Origin of the sequence: uncultured Draconibacterium sp., assembly GCF_913060805.1 — a bacterium.
Taxonomy (GTDB): domain Bacteria; phylum Bacteroidota; class Bacteroidia; order Bacteroidales; family Prolixibacteraceae; genus Draconibacterium.
The window spans coordinates 1-17,539 of the sequence record NZ_CAJXTC010000037.1; the positions used below are offsets into that span (position 1 = coordinate 1).

Annotated in this window: 13 protein-coding genes; 8 read left to right on the forward strand and 5 right to left on the reverse strand. The window is 41.4% G+C overall.

Going from position 1 to position 17,539, the window contains the following annotated elements; genetic code table 11:
* Positions 1 to 211: 211 nt before the first annotated feature.
* The 4 genes from QZ576_RS18345 (at position 212) to QZ576_RS18360 (ending at position 2,623) form a co-directional block, all read left to right on the forward strand.
* Positions 212 to 820 carry a hypothetical protein gene (locus tag QZ576_RS18345; RefSeq protein ID WP_297099734.1) on the forward strand — a complete coding sequence of 203 codons (609 nt, stop codon included), beginning with the start codon at positions 212 to 214 and terminating at the stop codon, positions 818 to 820.
* A 179-nt stretch (positions 821 to 999) separates the two neighbouring features.
* Positions 1,000 to 1,554, forward strand: coding sequence for an ester cyclase (locus QZ576_RS18350; protein ID WP_297099736.1), 555 nt, complete (start codon positions 1,000 to 1,002; stop codon positions 1,552 to 1,554).
* 40 nt (positions 1,555 to 1,594) lie between these two features.
* Positions 1,595 to 2,188, forward strand: coding sequence for a YceI family protein (locus tag QZ576_RS18355; RefSeq protein WP_297099738.1), 594 nt, complete (start codon positions 1,595 to 1,597; stop codon positions 2,186 to 2,188).
* Between the two features lie 9 nt (positions 2,189 to 2,197).
* Positions 2,198 to 2,623 carry a DoxX family protein gene (locus QZ576_RS18360; RefSeq protein WP_297099740.1) on the forward strand — a complete coding sequence of 142 codons (426 nt, stop codon included), beginning with the start codon at positions 2,198 to 2,200 and terminating at the stop codon, positions 2,621 to 2,623.
* A gap of 96 nt (positions 2,624 to 2,719) precedes the next feature.
* Here the strand turns inward: QZ576_RS18360 and QZ576_RS18365 are convergent, their stop codons facing one another.
* A complete protein-coding gene (locus QZ576_RS18365; protein ID WP_297099743.1) occupies positions 2,720 to 3,964 on the reverse strand; it encodes an ATP-binding cassette domain-containing protein in 1,245 nt (414 codons plus the stop codon).
* Positions 3,965 to 4,195: 231 nt separating this feature from the next.
* Here QZ576_RS18365 and QZ576_RS18370 point away from each other — a divergent pair, with 231 nt between their 5' ends.
* The gene (locus QZ576_RS18370) at positions 4,196 to 4,792 is read left to right on the forward strand and encodes a c-type cytochrome (protein WP_297099745.1); all 597 of its coding nucleotides are present in this window, start codon (positions 4,196 to 4,198) and stop codon (positions 4,790 to 4,792) included.
* Between the two features lie 144 nt (positions 4,793 to 4,936).
* Here QZ576_RS18370 and QZ576_RS18375 read toward each other — a convergent pair whose 3' ends face one another.
* Positions 4,937 to 6,994: an acetate--CoA ligase family protein gene (locus QZ576_RS18375; RefSeq protein WP_297099747.1), complete on the reverse strand. Its 2,058-nt coding sequence runs from the start codon at positions 6,992 to 6,994 to the stop codon at positions 4,937 to 4,939.
* Between the two features lie 113 nt (positions 6,995 to 7,107).
* Here QZ576_RS18375 and QZ576_RS18380 point away from each other — a divergent pair, with 113 nt between their 5' ends.
* The 3 genes from QZ576_RS18380 (at position 7,108) to QZ576_RS18390 (ending at position 11,417) form a co-directional block, all read left to right on the forward strand.
* Entirely contained in the window at positions 7,108 to 7,920 is an 813-nt protein-coding gene (locus QZ576_RS18380) for a hypothetical protein (RefSeq protein WP_297099749.1), read from the forward strand.
* Between the two features lie 117 nt (positions 7,921 to 8,037).
* The gene (locus tag QZ576_RS18385; protein WP_297099750.1) at positions 8,038 to 9,015 is read left to right on the forward strand and encodes a hypothetical protein; all 978 of its coding nucleotides are present in this window, start codon (positions 8,038 to 8,040) and stop codon (positions 9,013 to 9,015) included.
* Between the two features lie 200 nt (positions 9,016 to 9,215).
* Complete coding sequence (locus tag QZ576_RS18390; protein WP_297099752.1) at positions 9,216 to 11,417, forward strand: hypothetical protein; 2,202 nt, start codon at positions 9,216 to 9,218, stop codon at positions 11,415 to 11,417.
* A gap of 58 nt (positions 11,418 to 11,475) precedes the next feature.
* On the opposite strand, the gene QZ576_RS18395 is transcribed toward QZ576_RS18390, so the two are convergent.
* From QZ576_RS18395 to QZ576_RS18405, 3 genes are all read right to left on the reverse strand, one after another.
* On the reverse strand, positions 11,476 to 11,619 hold the full coding sequence (locus QZ576_RS18395; RefSeq protein ID WP_297099754.1) for a S46 family peptidase: 144 nt from the start codon (positions 11,617 to 11,619) through the stop codon (positions 11,476 to 11,478).
* 78 nt (positions 11,620 to 11,697) lie between these two features.
* The gene (locus tag QZ576_RS18400) at positions 11,698 to 15,057 is read right to left on the reverse strand and encodes a sensor histidine kinase (RefSeq protein ID WP_297099756.1); all 3,360 of its coding nucleotides are present in this window, start codon (positions 15,055 to 15,057) and stop codon (positions 11,698 to 11,700) included.
* Between the two features lie 294 nt (positions 15,058 to 15,351).
* Positions 15,352 to 17,499 (reverse strand): S46 family peptidase, encoded by a 2,148-nt coding sequence (locus QZ576_RS18405; RefSeq protein WP_297099758.1) that lies wholly within the window; start codon positions 17,497 to 17,499, stop codon positions 15,352 to 15,354.
* Positions 17,500 to 17,539 lie beyond the last annotated feature (40 nt).

The window sequence follows — 17,539 nt, forward strand, 5'->3', positions numbered from 1 at the left end:
AATAACGAATTTTATGATTAGCAACCTAAAGGTACTCGAGCCTGAGCACTTTAGCTACCTTTAGGTTTCGTTCAACAATTTGTAAATTGCATTGCGGGGTTCGTGGTGTGTCGTTTATTACTAATAACTAACGCAACCATTTAACCTTTAAATAAATCTTTTAAGAAAAAGCCATAAATACGAAGCTTGCAAATTTTTCACACCAAAACCGATGAAGAAAAGCATACTACTCCTGTTCCTGTTCATTTTTGTCTTTAGTTCTGCTAAAGCTCAATTTTCAGAAAATAATGCCATTTATTACTCCGACGGACTGAGTATTGGCAACTACTTTGGAGTTGATGTAAACCTGAACTACGTTTATCGGGAGAAGTATTCGTTAAAAATCGGGTACATTCACAATTGGAGAGAACCAAAATCTCAACCCGGCGACTATTCTGCAGGATTAGCAAAAGCATTACTTTTCGGTGCTGCAGATCCTCACGATCAAATGAGAAATTACCAAATTGCTGTGGGGAAAATATACCTTCTTAACGAAAGCCGGACCATACGGATCAATTTTAGTGTTGGGCTGGGTTATACAGAAATTAAAGAACCTGCAAACTGGCTAAAAACAGAATCGGCATTCCTTGCCGAGAATTATACCTGGAATTACGAAAACCGGAATACGCTTAGCCTATTAATAAATCCACGAATTGAATTTCCGTTTACCACCATTTATGGTTTATCCCTCTCGCCAATGGTACAAATAAATAAACACCGTACCTTCTTCGGTATTGGTGTTGGACAAATGATTGGCTTGCTTCGAAACAGAAATTATTAATCTCCGCTCCCACTTCCAAACCCAACAGCCACAACCTTATTTACTCATTTACAGCATTGTAAACCAATGTGTGGTAACTCACTCTTGACCTACATCAAGGCGCTTTCTTATCATAGGTCAAGTGTACGAGGCATGGCTCCACGGTATCTTTGTATCATAAAATTTAAACAACGAAAAAAATGAAAAAATTAAATTTACTTCTCGTAGCAGTAGCACTATTAGGCGCACTATCTGCCAATGCACAGTCGAAAAAAGAAATCGCTGAAGCAAAAAAACAACTCAATGAAATTTTAGCCGGCCAAAAGCTGACTGAAGAGTACCTGCAAAAATTCGATACACTGGATTTTGTGGTTTACAGTAACCAGGAATGGGAAAGATTGCACGAAAGTCATGCTGAAAACATTCTTGTTTATTACCCCGACGGAAGCACAACGGTTGGTTTGGAAGACCACATTGCAGCATTAGAACCGATGTTCGTTTTTGCACCGAACACCAAAATCAACGTTCACCCAATTCGTTTTGGAACCGGACAATACACCGCAGTTACCGGTTATATTGAAGGAACATTCTCTGAACCAATGCCAATCGGCGACGGAAAATTTATTGATCCAACCGGAAAATCGTTCAAATTACCGATGGTTACCATTGGCCTGTGGAAAGACGGTACCATGTACGAAGAGCACCTGTTTTGGGATAACATGGCATTTATGCAACAAATCGGATTGGCAAACTAAATAGAAGTATTCACAATTATCACTATTAAAAATTATTACCATGAAAAAATTAAGTTTATTATTCTCGATAGTGGCTGTACTGACTTTATCAGCATTCACAGCCGGAACTTCGTCGGTTTGGACAAACGACGCAGCACACTCTCAACTGTTCTTTACTGTAACGCACCTGGGCATTAACGATGTAAGCGGAACATTCGACGACTTTACAGTTAGCATTGAATCATCAAAAGCGGATTTTAGCGACGCCGTGTTTAACCTCACCGCTAAAACCAGTTCGATTAATACCCGTGTGGAAGCCCGCAACAACCACTTGAAAAGTGCCGACTTTTTTGATGTGGAGAAATACCCGGAACTGACGTTTACAAGTACAGGTATTAAACCGGCAGGCGAGAACAAATACAAACTTACCGGAGATCTTACCATCCACGGCGTTACAAAAACGGTAACTGTTGATTTGTGGTACCGCAGACAAACCACCAACCCAATGTCGTCGAAACTAACTACCGCGTTTCAAATTGACGGAACCATTAAACGTTCCGATTTTGAAGTTGGCGGAAAATTTCCGGAAGCGATTGTTAGCGACGAAGTAAGAATTGTTGCAAACGGCGAGTTTGTACAAGCCGACCAACAATAATGTAGAACAATGGAACTATTAAATAGTATATTAGGAATTAACCAGAGTGCTGCAACTATTGATGTAGCACTCCTGGTTTTACGAGTAGCCATAGGCGTGTTAATGCTCCGCCATGGTATTCCCAAAATAAAGAAGTTACTATCGCCCGAGCCGATACATTTCTTTAAAACATTCGGATTAAGCGAACGACACTCGTTAATGGCCGCAGCATTTGTGGAAGTCTTCTTTTCACTTTGTTTGATACTGGGACTGGGAACTCAGCTTGCCGTTCTGCCCTTACTGTTTACCATGTTGATCGCCGCATTTTACACCCTGAAATCGCAACCGTTCGACACCAAAGAAATCCCCGTTTTGTTTCTGCTGATCTACATTACTTTGTTTCTTGCAGGAAGCGGTAAATTCTCGTTGGATTACCTGCTTTTTGGAATTCGATAAATAGTTGCTTTGAAATTAAATTGTCACTGCTGCTTTCTTAACCGTCTTCGCTATTCAGTCGCCGGCGTTTTATGAAATCAGCAGTGACAATTTATGTTAACACACCACCTCTCCCACCGATCCGTTCTCTCCGGGCACTAACTCAAAAACAAACTGTGGTCTTAAATCCGGCTCTGTACGGTGCGAGACATAGAGAATAGCCGTCTGACTTTCGTCGGCAATTTTATTGATGAGAGCCGAAAGCAGCGCCGCACTTTTATCGTCCAGTCCCGTTGATGGCTCGTCGAGTATCAGCAGTGGCGGGTGTTTTACCATCGCACGTGCAATCAACACCATTCGGCGGTGCACCTGCGAGAGTTCGATAAAAGTATGCCCTCCTTTGTTTTCAAGTCCCAGTACTTTTAACCATTTGTTGGCCACATGTTTTTGTATCTCGCTAGGCCGGTGGTACAAACCAATGGAATCGTGAAAACCCGAGATCACCATCTGTTCGGCCGTATGGCGGCGTTTAAACAACTCCATCATCGACGGCGTAAAATACCCGATCTTCTTTTTGATCTCCCAAACACTTTCGCCGGTTCCCTTTCGGCGGCCAAATAATTCGATGTTCTGCCCAAAAGCTTTTGGGTTATCACCATTTATCATGGTAAGAATGGTAGTTTTCCCTGATCCGTTAGGACCTTTCAATTGCCAGAACTCACCGGCTTTTATGATCCAGTTGATATTATTTAGGATTTGCCTTTCCTGGTAATGCACTGATACATCGCTGAGTATGATCAGCTCGTTGTACTTCACCTCTTCCTCATGCAACGGTCCCGGAATTTCGATAGCAAAATGTACCTCTACCTCCGGTTCATACTTTTCAAGGTATTGTTTTATACTGTCGGAGTATACTACTCTTCCATTGTCAACGCGCATGGCATGCTTTATAAACGGCAACAGGTCTGACTTTCTTTTGAACACCAATATCACCGGCATTTTTGTAGCGATCGTTTCCAAACGAACTTTTAACTGTTTTACCGATTCCACATCCAGCGCATCAAAAGGATTATCGAGAATAATAAAATCAGGCTGTTTCGCCATCAGGTATTCCAGCAGCGCCTTTTTTTGCTCGCCACTGGAGAGTGTACGTATGCTACGGCCGTAGTTTTGGGTCAGCTCAAAATTATCATGTCGGAACTCGTCCTCGATAAACTTCGCCAGCGTTGTATTCGAAAACAACACGCCCTTTTTGCCTTGCAATTCCGGAAAATGCTCCGTACTCTCCCCTTTCAAAAGTTGTTTCATAAAGGCCGAATCCATCGCCAAATCATCGCCATTTAACGCCACATGTTTATGCATACTCTTGTTTTGAATACGCCAAATTAGAAATATCTGAGCAATTTCTAGGATGCATTCCTGACATTCGGATAAATCCTTCCGACATTTTATTTTGAATTAATCTTAATAAAATGTAAATTGAATTCAATTACCCTCCGGCATACATTCCAAGCCAAAAAAACATCCAAAGTCAGCCTGCTTTTTGTGAAAAGTGAAGCTATTTTATGATATGTATAACTTAAAGTAAACACTATGAGAAAGAACAAATTTGTTTTACTGATTTTTGGAGCCATGTGCTTTGCCCTGCTTAATTTTTCGTGCACCAATGGATCGAAACCGGCGGCTGCTGAAGCTCAACCCGCCGAATTAACGGGCGAAGAACTGGTAGTTCGTGGCGAGTACCTGGTAACAATTATGGGTTGTAACGATTGTCATTCGCCCAAACGAATGGGCGCCAACGGGCCGGAGCTAATCCCCGAGTTACTTTTATCGGGCTACCCGGGCGACCGCCCAATACTTGATTTAAAAACAGAAATGACCGCGCAGGGTTTTGCCACATTTTATCCGGATTTAACCGGTAGTGCCGGTCCGTGGGGAATGTCGTTTGCAGCCAACCTAACACCCGATGCAACGGGTATCGGCACCTGGAGCGAAGAACAATTTAAAAAAGCAATGAAAGAAGGTAAATTCAAAGGTTTGGATGGCACACGTCAGCTTTTACCTCCAATGCCTTCCGAGAATTTTAAGGATATAGAAGATGAAGATATCTCAGCAATTTTTGCCTATCTGAAAAGTTTAAAGCCAGTTAAAAATGTCGTTCCGGCAGCAATTCCGCCTAATGAGATGTAATTCTTTCGAATAATAAAGGCTGTCTTAAAAGTGAATTATATAGTATAGACGTCACCCTGAACTTGTTTCAGGGTCTGTGATACAAAGATTCTGAAACAAGTTCAGAATGACGAGACAAAACGCTTTTAAGACGGCCTTGTATTTTTAATGTTCTATCCGAATACGGGCGTCAACAGCCAGAATTTCCTTTTCGTTGCCCAACAGCGGATTAATATCAATTTCCTTGATTTCAGTGGCAAAACGCAGCAACCACGACAAGCGCACAATTATATCCACATACTTATCGATATTCACGCCCGCCTGTTTGCGGAAACCTTTCAGAATTTTGTAGGATTTCAGACTGGTAACCATCGACCGTGCTTCGCTGTGTGTAAGCGGTGCAAGGCCAGAGGCCACATCTTTCATCACTTCTACGTAAATACCTCCCATCCCGCACAACACTACATGCCCGAAAGTTTCTTCGTAAGTAGCTCCCAAAAAAAGCTCGGTTCCTGCAGCCATTTGGGCAATCAACACCCCCTCGGTTCCTTCAATCTGAAACAGGTGATGAAACTCTTTGCGCACCTGGGTAACATTCCTGACATTAAGGATTACGCCGCCAACTTCGGTTTTGTGCACCGGCCCAACCACTTTCATCACCACCGGAAAACCGATGTTCATTGCAGCTAAAACAGCTTCCGATTCTGACTTGGCAACCATTTCTTTTACCCGCGGAATGCCCGCCAGATCAAACAAATTATGAATTACTTCGGGTGGCTGATAACCATCTTTTGCTTCAGCAATTACTGCTTTTACCGCCTCAGGATCGATTCCATGTGCCACTTCTGTTTCTGTTACAGGCTGTGGCGTATTCATCACTTTTGTTAGCGCACGCCCAAGCAACACTTCGTCGGGGAAGTTTACATTGCCTCGTGACAAAAAGTGGGCAACGTCATCTTTTACATTGATAAGCGATGGAAGAATTGGGTAAATCGGTTTTTTACAAACCTTCATTTTTTCGGAAAGCACATCGTAAACATCGCCAATCGGGAATAATCCCGGACTTCCGAAAATTACCGCCATCCCATCTACATCAAAATCATTTTCGCAGGCGTCGATAATATGCCCCAACTGTTCGGCGGTTCCGGTTGCCAGAAAATCGATTGGGTTTTCCACCGACGATCCGGGAAATAACTTTTGCAGCAGAGCAGATTTCGCTTCGGAATCCGCGATCTCTGGTATTTTTAATCCGCCGTCTTCCAAAGCATCGGTAAGCATCACACCCGGTCCACCGGCGTGTGTAATGATCGCCAGTTTTTCGCCCTGCAATTCTTTGCACATAAATACGCTGGCAACGGTAGTCAACTCCTCACGACCGTAACAACGTACAATTCCTGCTTTGCGGAACAGTGCTTCCACCGCGGCATCAGAACTGGTTAGTGCCCCGGTATGCGACGATGCAGCACGGCTTCCGGCCGATGAACTTCCGGCTTTTATTGCAGCAATCCTGCATCCTTTTTTAATCAAAGAAGTGGCGTGATAGAGCAATTTATCCGGATTATTGATATTCTCGATATATAGCAATTTTACGCGCGGACTTTCGCCATCCACATAGTGTTCATCAAGGTAGGCCAAAACATCTTCAACACCAATGTGTGCGCTGTTTCCCACTGAAAAAACACTGGCAAAACGCAAGCCTTTCGGGATTCCCGATTCCATAATAAAAACGGCTGTAGCTCCCGAGCCGGAAATAAAATCGCAACCTTCAGAAGTCAGCTCCGGAATCGGCGTGGTAAAAACGCTGGCATGCCACGGCGTCATCACGCCAATACAGTTTGGTCCGATCAAACAAGCATCGTGCTTTTCAACAACCTTAACAATTTGCTGCTCGAGCTCTTTACCGGCGTCGCTGGTTTCGCCAAATCCTGCCGAGATGATGATAAAAGCTTTGGTGTTATTTTGCTCCGCCAGATCAGTAATGGTTTGCAAACAATACTTGGCAGGAACCGCCAAAATCGCTAAATCGATCTCCGGAAGTTCCGCTACATCGGGAAAGGCAGGAATTCCCTGAATTTTAGATTCGTTGGGATTGATCGCGAAAAGATCGCCGGCAAAATGATGATCCAGCAGGTTTTTAATGATCTTTCCTCCGGGTTTTGCAATATTATTCGACGCACCAACAACTACAATACTGTTGGGTTTGAGCAATTTTTCGTTAATCATAGTTTGCGCTTTAGCAGCATAAAAGTAGGTAAAAGCATGTTAACCTTTCCTGATTTTTTTCAACAACAAATAAAAGCGTAGCCGAAATCCTTATTTTTACCTGAAAAACTACAATGGCCAATAGCAAAGAGCAGAAAATAGTTGTGTTTATCGAGCTAAAAGACTCGGATCAGAACCTGATTATTCATGGTTTAAAACTGGCAGCTATTTTCAAAAAGGAGCTTTGTTTACTTTATAATTATCAACCCAAACAAAAAAAGCAGCGCGACGAGTTAAAGCAAAAATTGCAAAGTTATGCAGCCATCGTAAAACAGGAAGTACCCGAGCAATTAGTATCAACACTTTTGTTGTGCGAGAGCCAAACGCAGCTGCCTGACCGGCTTGCCGAAGATTATGAAGGGATAATCATTGTACTGAATTCCCTGAATTTGAGAAGCTATACAACGGCACTTGCCGAGACTTCGATTCCGTTCTTGTTCGTTCATCCCGAGTCGAAAATTATGGATTACAATCACCTGTTACAGCCCATTGATCTGCGCAAGGAAATCAGCGACAGTTCACTTTGGTGTTCGTATTTTGGCCGCTTTAATGCTGCACAGATCGTTACCATTTCGGCCAACGACAAAACAAAGGAAGCCAAAACCAATGTGATGAAGAATACGGAAATGACGCGGAAACTGTACGAGAAATTCAAGATTGCACACAAACGTTATAAAGGCAGTAGATCGAGCTTACGCAATGTTTTTGAAGCACTGGAGCTGGCCCTTGCATCCGATTGTAACTTGTTGGTAATTCTGGGAAGTTCTACTATTACGCCTGTAGATTTGCTGATTGGCTTACCCGAAAGAAAAGTGATAAAAGCGGCAGGCAAACTGCCTGTAATGGTTATTAATCCACGGAAAGACAATTATATTTTGTGCGACTAAGATTCGTTTGCAGTCTAAATGTACAATCACAGATTAACAATTTTGCAGTTTAACAATTTAACCGTTTATCAATTGATGAAGGTTTTATTACTTTCGCAATGAAATTCTGAGTTTAAAATGAAACGAACACTATTTATAATTTTCCTTTTCGGTGCGTTGTTCAGCCGCGCACAGGAATTTAAATACCAGCTATTATTTGAAGGCATTGGCGATAACCGCGAGTTTACGCAGCCTTATGCTTACCCGCAAACCATTATGGGAAGTCGCGGTGCTTTTGAAGTAGGAGTTGACATCGACAACCATCAATTACGCGGAGGATTGAGCCACTTACTTGAATTTGGCAGCGATTTGGATGCGCAAAAACCAAAACTGACGCTCTACTATCAGTTTCAGGATGAAGACAAAGAGTTTGCTTTTGGAGCTTTTCCACGACGCGATAAAATTGATTTTCCGCTAGCCATGCTAACGGATACTTTGCAATATTACCGCCCCAATATTGAAGGAATGTTTGGCGAAATCAGATGGGACTGGGGACATCAAAATGGATTTGTTGACTGGGTTGGTAGGCAAACCGAAACGCAGCGCGAGCAGTTCATGGCCGGACTTTCGGGCGAGATCTTCTTTAAAAACCTGTTTTTGCAAAATTACCTGCTGATGTTTCACAATGCACACACACTGCACAACGATCCGCCGTTACACATTGAAGATTACATGGGATTTGCGCTTCAGGGAGGAATTCGCACACCGGAGAATGTTAGTGTTCAGGGAGAGCTAAAAGCGGGATTGCTGACATCGCAATATCGCGAACGGAATGTAACTGACGGTTACGAAACGGCCACAAGCTTTTTTGCTGAAGCCAATATGCGCTATAAAAACCTCGGAATAAAATCGGTGATGAGTTTGGGAGCCGGACACAAATTTGCGTACGGCGATCCATATTACCGTGCTAAAAACTACTCGCGCACCGACCTGATATGGTATTTTATCAATCACGAAAAAATTCAAGGCAAATTCAACCTGTCGATGCATTTTGTTGATTGGGATACACTCGATCAGCAACAGCAGCTTTCCATTATTTATATTTTTGGAAACTAGACTTTTACATCCTACAACATACTCTACCCTCTTCTTTTTTAGATAATTATTCATTAAATTGATGGGTATTATACAAAAAGATAAAAAACCAAATTTTAATCGTTAACCGAATGGAAGCCTTGTTCCCGATACAGCTTTAATTTCAAACTATTGATCGCGTTCTTGATGCATCCGTTTTGTTAACCTAACACCAATTCGTTATGAAAATATATTTAACGCTGTTACTAGGCACAACACTAGTATATGCGCTGGCGGCTCAGAACAATAAAACTTTGTTCTTCGACGATTTTGAAGAAACAATCAGTTACGATGCCACTTTTCAGAAATGGACAACCGAAAACCTGGAAGGCTGGCAATACTGGCACCTGGTTAGCTGGGGCTACAATTCGGGGCAATCGATGCGCTTCGAAAACAACGATCTGGCACAAGACGACTGGTTAATTACTCATGAAATTACGGGTGAAGATATTACGAATGCCTTAATCACTTTCGATGTTTATCACAGTGGCCAGGGCACCAAACCAATTTTACTTTATACCAACGGGTATAATGGAAACGCCGGCCAGAGTTCCTGGACCGAGATCGATTATTCGTTAGGCGATGAAAACGACGCATGGTTCAACTGTAGTGTTCTTCTCGAAGATCCGGGCGACACCCTGTATTTTGCTTTTCGCAGCCAGGTTGCAGCCAATGCCGGAATGTTGTTTCTGCTCGACAATTTCAGGGTAACCGATTACACTCCTCCTGCCCCGTTTAATTTTGTGGATTCAAGCGATCATTTTGAATATTATACAAATATCGAAGGCGAAAAAGATTATGCGCTGGCCATAAAAGACGATCTCGAAAAACAATTTGACAAATTAAGCTCGCTATGGAACAGACCTGGTATTGAACCGGTGTTTCAATCAGGTTCTCTCATAAAAATCTATTTTTCCATACGCGATGATATCAGTATGACAGAACAAAATACTCCAACTTGGAAATGTGGCTTTCACAACAATTCTGTGAAAGAAATTTATCTGGCACCACTTGAAAACCAACTGCAAAGCAATTTTTACGGCAACTTCAATAAGTTGGCTGTTAATGAATTCTCACAGTTGGCAATTTCCTGCAAATTTTTAAGAGAGAACAATAATTACTTTCCTCCATATTTTCTGGAAGGTTTCGGACTCTACGAATCCGGATTTAGACCAAACAGAGATGATGTGATTCAATATGTCACTGATGGCCTCGCATACGATTACATTACCGATACTTCAGATATAGCCAACAACACTATAAAAAAGAGCCTGATAATCGCCAATATTGAGGGACAGGTTCTAACTCCCTGGAGTTATCTTAATGTAAATCCGGGAGCAAGTTCATTCATCAGTTCTCAGTGGCAGAATTTTTTGAAGCACTTTTATACCAAACCTGAACCTGACAGGTTAAAACTTCAATATTCATCAGAACACTTTGATTTTTATAGTGCTAACTCAGACAGCGCACATATGACAGAGGCATATTCTTATTTTGAGGATGCATGTTCATATTACATGGAAAATTACGGGTTACAACCAGAGCACAGGTACAATGTAGTATTTTGTCCTGACGATCAGATTGGAGGCGATTTAACAGGCTGGGGTCCACTCAGTGGTGGTGCTGGTTGTGGAGGTGATTTGGTCATCGAAGTTTCACCAAATTTTAATTATAATCAATCCAATTTTTATAGCGACTATTTTGGATACACAGGAATGTGTGCTCATGAGTTCTTTCATATTTACTACAATCATTTTATGTGGTCTATCCCGGGCGGATTCTGGGCAGAAGGAACGGCAGATTTTAATCAACGTCATTCTCTGAACTGGCCCATTCCTCAACACAGTTTATGGAAAATTAATGAACTGTTCGGTGCCTATAAACAAAATCATAATGCCACTATCAATCTTGAGCATATTTATACCAATCCATACAATGAATTAGACATTTACTTTTTGGGAGACATGTTCTTCGAGTTCGTTTACCAGGAATATGGAGGATTCGAAAACATTATGAAGTTTTTTAATGAAGAAATGGATTATTCAGTTTTCGGTGTTAGCTATGAAGAAATTGATAACGGATATATTAATTTTCTTAAATCACTGGCAGGGATTACAGATGTCGAACAAATAACAGAACCTAGAACAGAAGTATTTATTGAATCGAATAAATTATGCATTCAGAATGCAGAACAAATGCAAAATGCAAAATTAGAACTATTCAACACTTCCGGGCAAAAACTTCTTCAAACCAGAATTAATATCATCTCTAATGGAAACTTTTCGTTGCCATTACCAGGCTCTGTTAAATCTCAATTTATTATTGTCCGGTTACAAACGAAAACGGATGTAATTTCAAAAAAACTATTTAATCCCATTTACTAGTCGTTATAAAAAAGAATGTCATCTGTCGCTGACGGATGACATCCTTTGTATTCGCGCTTCAAGCTTCCGGCTTCCTACTTCCAATATCCATCTCATCAAGCAAATAACCTGGACCGCCAAATTTATCGATGAGAAAAAGTGCATAACGGATATCGATTGAAATATTACGACACTGATCCGGGTCGAACATTATATCGCTCATTGTTCCTTCCCGCAACAGCAACTTTCCATTATCTACATTTTTGAAAATTAGTAGAAAGAAAAGTTTCAATCACCGAATTTACTGCTTGCTTTCGATGGTAAAAAAGAAAGTACTTCCCTCACCCGGTGCACTTTCCACCCAAATTTCACCACCATGACTGGTTACAAATTCTTTGCATAATGAAAGTCCGAGGCCGACACCTTTCTCTCCATTTGTTCCTTCGGCCACATTAATATTCATGTTATCGCTAAAAATGGCAGCCGCATAATCAGGCTTCATTCCCACTCCAAAGTCTTTTACCGAGAACTGCACCTTACCATCCTCTGTTGAAACAGCATCAATTTCAATGCGACTTTCTTCATTGCTAAACTTTATCGCGTTCATCAGCAGGTTTCGCAAAATAAGCTTAATCATGTTCCTGTCGAAGAATATTGAGAGCTCCCCATTTTCAAGTTTGCTTTCAATTTTTATCTGCTTCTTAAACGCCGTTGCTGCAACTTCAGTAATTGCGTTTGTAATAATCCCGGTAACATTTAACTGCTCCGGTTTAAACTCAATTTTTTTATCCTGACTTCTGGCCCAGTGCAGCAAGCTGTTCAGCAGATCAAAAGCATTGCGCGACGATTCGTGGATATGTTTTACCAACTCATGCCTGTTTTCTTCATCCAGACTTTCATAATCCTGCTCCAGCAAATTCGAGAATCCCAAAATCGCATTAAACGGATTGATTAGGTCGTGAGCAATAATAGAGAAAAGCTTATCCTTAGTGGTGTTAGCTGTTGTAAGCTCAGCATTTATTTGTGAGAGGTTTTCAGCCACCTCCGCTATTTTTTCTGTCTGTGTTTCAATTTGCTGCTTTTGCTGTTTGAGCAACAAATTTTTATCGTGGAGTTTATCCTTTTGTTTCTCCAGAATACGGTTTTTGTCGTTAAGTACCTTTGTTCTGTTTTGCACCAGCTCCTCCAACTTGTGTTTTTCAGCCTTAAGTTTTGCCACGCGATACCTGAAAATCACAATTACCAGGAACACAAGAAATAAGGTTAAACCTGAAATAAACCACCACGAAAACCACCAGGGAGGACGTATCACCACTTTAATCGATGCGCCTTCGGTATTCCAAACGCCATCGTTATTTGCCGCAATAACCCTGAAAACATACTTTCCATGTGGAAGGTAATTATAGGTTACATCGGGATGATCCGTTTCGATCCAGTCTTCCTCAAGTCCTTCGAGTTTGAATTTAAATTTGTTTTTTGCATGATCGACATAGCTGATCGAAGAATATTCAAAGCCAATGGAATTTTGGTTATGTTTTAGAATAATTTCATCGGTACACAGCGGGCTCTGTGGAAGAATTTCGTTTGGCCCAAACTTTTCAACTTTTTTATTGTGAAGGTAAATCCCGCTGATGAATACATCAGGCACATCGGTGTTTATTTTCAGCTTTTCCGGATCAAAACTTGCGATTCCTTTATCTCCTCCAAAAAACAAAACGTTATCGGCATTTTTAGCACTGCTTCCGGGTTTAAACATTCCGGGCGGCAGTCCGTCTGATTCATCAAGATTCATGATCAATTGCTCGGTTTCAGGATTAAAACCAGTAATTCCTGCAACCGAACACACCCATAAATTTCCGTTTTTGTCTTCTTCCACAGAACAAATATTCTGCGCTAAAAAGCCGGGGTCAACCCGATGAAAATCATTGCTTTCGGGGTTGTATCGGCACAAGCCGGAGAATGTTCCAATCCAAATACGCTTTTTTGAGTCCAGAAACAAACAGTTTATAAAATCACTCGGTATTGTATTGGTATATTCCGGTACATTGTAGTAGGTGGTGAATTTCTTTTCACCTTTCTTCAAAACACTCACTCCACTTGGAGTTGCAGCCCATAGGTTCTCTTCCGAGTCAAGCAGAATCTGGAATGGCCAGTTATTCGAAAGATCGTTTTCTGCAAAGTTGTAATTGTAGAATTTTTGTTCCTTATAATCGAAATAATCAATTCCCTTTCCGTGTGTTATAACCCAGAAATTTCCGTCGGCATCCTCCTGAATTCCCCTGATGTCGTTGTTCGATATTGAGAACGAATCCAGCGGATCGTTTAAATAAGTGATGAACTCGTCGTTTACCGGATCATAACACTGCAGCCCCCCAAGGTTGGTACCTACCCACATCCTGTTTTGGCTGTCGTTGTATAAACAGCAAACCGCTCCCTGCCCCAGGCTGCTGGCATCACTCAGGTCGGAATGATAAACCCGGCGATTCATGTTCTTAAAATCAAAAACATCAAGTCCGTCGTTTCCATTTCCAATCCAGCACACGTTGTTATCGTCGAAAGCGATTGCCGAAATATTATTGTTGATCGTATGCCAGAATTTCGATGGATTTTCATCATAAGTGGTTATTCCCTTCGACGGATATCTCATACCAACACCTCCGGGGCTATTCACCGTCCAGTAGTTGCCCTGTTTGTCCTGAAGCATCTGAGAAGGATTCTCTTCAATTAGCTCTCCGGCACTGTTGTAGCTCTGTATCCTCACAAAAGAATCAGACTCCTTTTCAAATATTCGTAATCCTATTAAATCGCAAACCAGAATATTTTGCTGATTATCGACATAGGTAAAAACAACATAATCGGAATAGTTATCTTCCTTGCCATATCTTTTTACTTCTCCGGTTTTAGGATCCATAACATTGACTCCACCACCATAAGTTGCAATCCACAGTTTTGAATCTCCTACCAAAGAAATATCAGGCACATTATTGTCGCTTAAACTTTTGCTGTCCGCTTTGTTCGAAACATACCTTTGGGCTGTTCGTTCGGAGGTGTTATAATAAGTCAAACCTGCGTTATTCGACGCAATCCAAATGTTATTGTTTTCGTCGAAAAGAAAGTCGGTAATCCAGATTTCGGGATTGTTGTATACCAGATTGATTGTATTTTGCTCCTGATCGATACAGTAAATTGAATTCTCGGCAGAAATATAGATCTTCTCATTTACATCCTGATTGATGGCTAAAATTTGACGAAATGCCCCCTCCTCCAATTCAAATCCATTCAGAATACGGTTAAAGTTATCGAAGCAAGGATTGTAGGTACACACCCCACCAACCGAGATGATCCAGACCATCCCCGATTGATCGATAAACAATTTCTGAATACGGTTATCGTACAAACTACTGCTATCGGCACCGCCCGACACGTAGCGAGTTAAGTTGTTCCCTTTTAAGCAATAAAGTCCATCGTTTGTTCCAATCCAAATAAAACCGTTATTGTCCTGAACGATGCATGTACTATTTTTACTTTTAAATTCTTTATCCGGAATAGGATCAGAATATATTAAGTCGACAACTTTACCAAATGAAACAATATGAATAAGAATTGCACAAAACAGCAGGAGAGGTTTAGTCCAATATTTCTTCTTAATCAATTTAATCATACAAAACACACTCTTAACAATTTAAAAGTCAGATCGTGTCGGTGAGTTTTTGTTGAAAGCCCCTTTTCAACATCCCGGTCATTTTTAAGCCCCGCACGGACAACTAAAAATTTACCAGGAATGCACATTTTTTATCAAACACAAATGTATTGTATTCTTTAACAAACGAGGGGTAAATAGGGATGATATTGCCTTCAAAAAAGATTAAAATTTAATAGCTGAGCAAAATTAAAAAGGTGTTTTTGAATGTTTTAATATGTATAAAATAGCTACTTAAGCCTATTCAATTTTCAATTATTTTACAATATTCATTTCGTCGAGTAGATAACCGGCACCCGCAAACTTATCGATGATAAACAGCGCATAACGAATATCGAGTGAGATATTACGGCAGCGCTCCGGATCGTACATAATGTCGCTCATGGTGCTTTCCCATGTTCTGTCGAAATTCACTCCGATCAGCTCGCCATTGGCATTTACCACCGGGCTACCCGAATTTCCTCCCGTTGTATGGTTCGATGCCAGAAAACAAACCGGCACATCTCCATTTACTTCGTACTGTCCAAAATCTTTAGTCTGATAAAGTTCTTTTAAACGATCCGGCACATCGTAATCGTAAATCTCCGGATTGTCTTTTTCCATTATCCCCGTCAGCGTTGTGTAGTACTTGTATTTCACGCCGTCTTTTGGCTCGTAACCTTCCACTTTTCCGTAGGCAACGCGCAACGTAAGGTTTGCATCCGGGTAAAAAGCCTGTCCTTTTTTCATTTCCATCAATCCGGCCATGTAAATTTTCATGTTGTCGTCGATGGATTTGCTGATCTTTCGAACCTCCGGAATTATGTCTTTCTCGTATATAAAGTTCAGTTGATTAAACATTGCAATAATCGGATCTTTGCGCAATTTCAACAATTGCTTTTCCGATCCGTTTTCAAGCAGGTCTTCCAGCTTCTCACGATCGGTTAATATCGATTTCTGATATAATTTTTTTAGCAGTTTCTCACGGTCGTTTTGTTTGATTGTTTCCACCACTTCGGCAGGTAAAAACGATGCATCAAGCCCATTAATCAACTCCGGCATCAGTGTTACAAACAGAGCTTCGTCGGTAGGCTGGTTAAAATCTTTGTAAAAGCCGGGAAGCCCTTTCAGCATGGCCGAACGCATACTTTCAACTCTTTCATCCTGATCGTTCTCAATGTTATTGATGATCGAATTAATGGTGCGTGCCTGTCTGAACACCTCCACTCCACTCATCACAATTTCGCGGTAATAATCGTAGGCTTTTATGTACTTTGCATAGTCGGAATACAGCTCATCAAAAGCATCAAAAACCGGTTCGTATTTATTATTCCAGGTATTGTTTTGCTGTGCCCATTTTTTGAATTCCTCTTCGTAAGCCAACTTTTTATTAATGGCATCCAGGCGATTTAAACCTTTAATTTCGCCCTGCCATTTTTTCCAAGAGTTACTTATTGATTGATATTTTGCCGCGTACTGAATACGAATTTTCGGATCCGACTCCATGTCGCTTCCAATAATATCCAGCTTTTTATCGCGCAGCATAATGCGGTCAGGGTCGCGCTGGTTCATGGTTACATCAACCGCCTGGTGCGGCCAGTATTGCATGGTAGATCCCGGGTTACCAAAAACCATTGTAAAGTCGCCGGGCTGAATTCCTTTCATCGAAACCGGGAATGACTTTTTGGGTTTAAACGGCACATTGTCGGGCGAATATTCGGCCGGTTCGTTGTTCTCATCGGCATAAATACGGAACAGCGAAAAGTCGCCGGTGTGGCGTGGCCACATCCAGTTATCGGTGTCGCCGCCAAATTTTCCAATGGCCGATGGTGGCGCTCCAACCAAACGTACATCTTTGTACACTTTATAAACGTAAAGGAAATACTGGTTACCATAAAAAAGCGGTTTTACTGATGCGGTGAATTTTCCGTCGTTTTTGGCTTCTTTAATAATACGGTCGGTATTTTCTTTAATCTTTTTGTCCTTTGCTTCGCCTTCCAAATTTTCGGTTTCGGCCATTACTTTTTCGGTAACATCTTGCATGTACTCCAGAAAACTTACCGTTAAACGTTCGTTCGGCAATTCTTCATCGCGGTTCATGGCCCAAAAACCGTTGGTCAGGTAATCGTGTTCCACCGTACTGTGCGACTGGATCTGGCGGTATCCGCAGTGGTGGTTGGTAATCAACAATCCATCGTCCGAAATCAGTTCTCCGGTACAACCTCCACCAAAAATTACCACCGCATCTTTCATGCTCGAGTGGTTCACATCGTAAATATCGTCGGCAGTTAGTTTAAAACCCATTTCCTGCATTTCTGCCAGGTTATATTTCTCCAGCAAAATCGGAATCCACATTCCTTCTTTGGCCGAAAGTTGAAACAGACTTAAACCCAATAATAACAGCAATAAACTCTTCTTCATCATTCTTTTAAGATTTTAAAGCGTTAAAGAGAATAAAACTGCC

What these genes read in the sequence shown, in the direction of transcription:
- QZ576_RS18345 (WP_297099734.1), top strand. Translation starts at nt 212, where the DNA reads ATGAAGAAAAGCATACTACTCCTGTTCCTGTTCATTTTTGTCTTTAGT.
- QZ576_RS18350 (WP_297099736.1), top strand. Translation starts at nt 1,000, where the DNA reads ATGAAAAAATTAAATTTACTTCTCGTAGCAGTAGCACTATTAGGCGCA.
- QZ576_RS18355 (WP_297099738.1), top strand. Translation starts at nt 1,595, where the DNA reads ATGAAAAAATTAAGTTTATTATTCTCGATAGTGGCTGTACTGACTTTA.
- QZ576_RS18360 (WP_297099740.1), top strand. Translation starts at nt 2,198, where the DNA reads ATGGAACTATTAAATAGTATATTAGGAATTAACCAGAGTGCTGCAACT.
- QZ576_RS18365 (WP_297099743.1), bottom strand. Translation starts at nt 3,964, where the DNA reads ATGCATAAACATGTGGCGTTAAATGGCGATGATTTGGCGATGGATTCG.
- QZ576_RS18370 (WP_297099745.1), top strand. Translation starts at nt 4,196, where the DNA reads ATGAGAAAGAACAAATTTGTTTTACTGATTTTTGGAGCCATGTGCTTT.
- QZ576_RS18375 (WP_297099747.1), bottom strand. Translation starts at nt 6,994, where the DNA reads ATGATTAACGAAAAATTGCTCAAACCCAACAGTATTGTAGTTGTTGGT.
- QZ576_RS18380 (WP_297099749.1), top strand. Translation starts at nt 7,108, where the DNA reads ATGGCCAATAGCAAAGAGCAGAAAATAGTTGTGTTTATCGAGCTAAAA.
- QZ576_RS18385 (WP_297099750.1), top strand. Translation starts at nt 8,038, where the DNA reads ATGAAACGAACACTATTTATAATTTTCCTTTTCGGTGCGTTGTTCAGC.
- QZ576_RS18390 (WP_297099752.1), top strand. Translation starts at nt 9,216, where the DNA reads ATGAAAATATATTTAACGCTGTTACTAGGCACAACACTAGTATATGCG.
- QZ576_RS18395 (WP_297099754.1), bottom strand. Translation starts at nt 11,619, where the DNA reads ATGAGCGATATAATGTTCGACCCGGATCAGTGTCGTAATATTTCAATC.
- QZ576_RS18400 (WP_297099756.1), bottom strand. Translation starts at nt 15,057, where the DNA reads ATGATTAAATTGATTAAGAAGAAATATTGGACTAAACCTCTCCTGCTG.
- QZ576_RS18405 (WP_297099758.1), bottom strand. Translation starts at nt 17,499, where the DNA reads ATGATGAAGAAGAGTTTATTGCTGTTATTATTGGGTTTAAGTCTGTTT.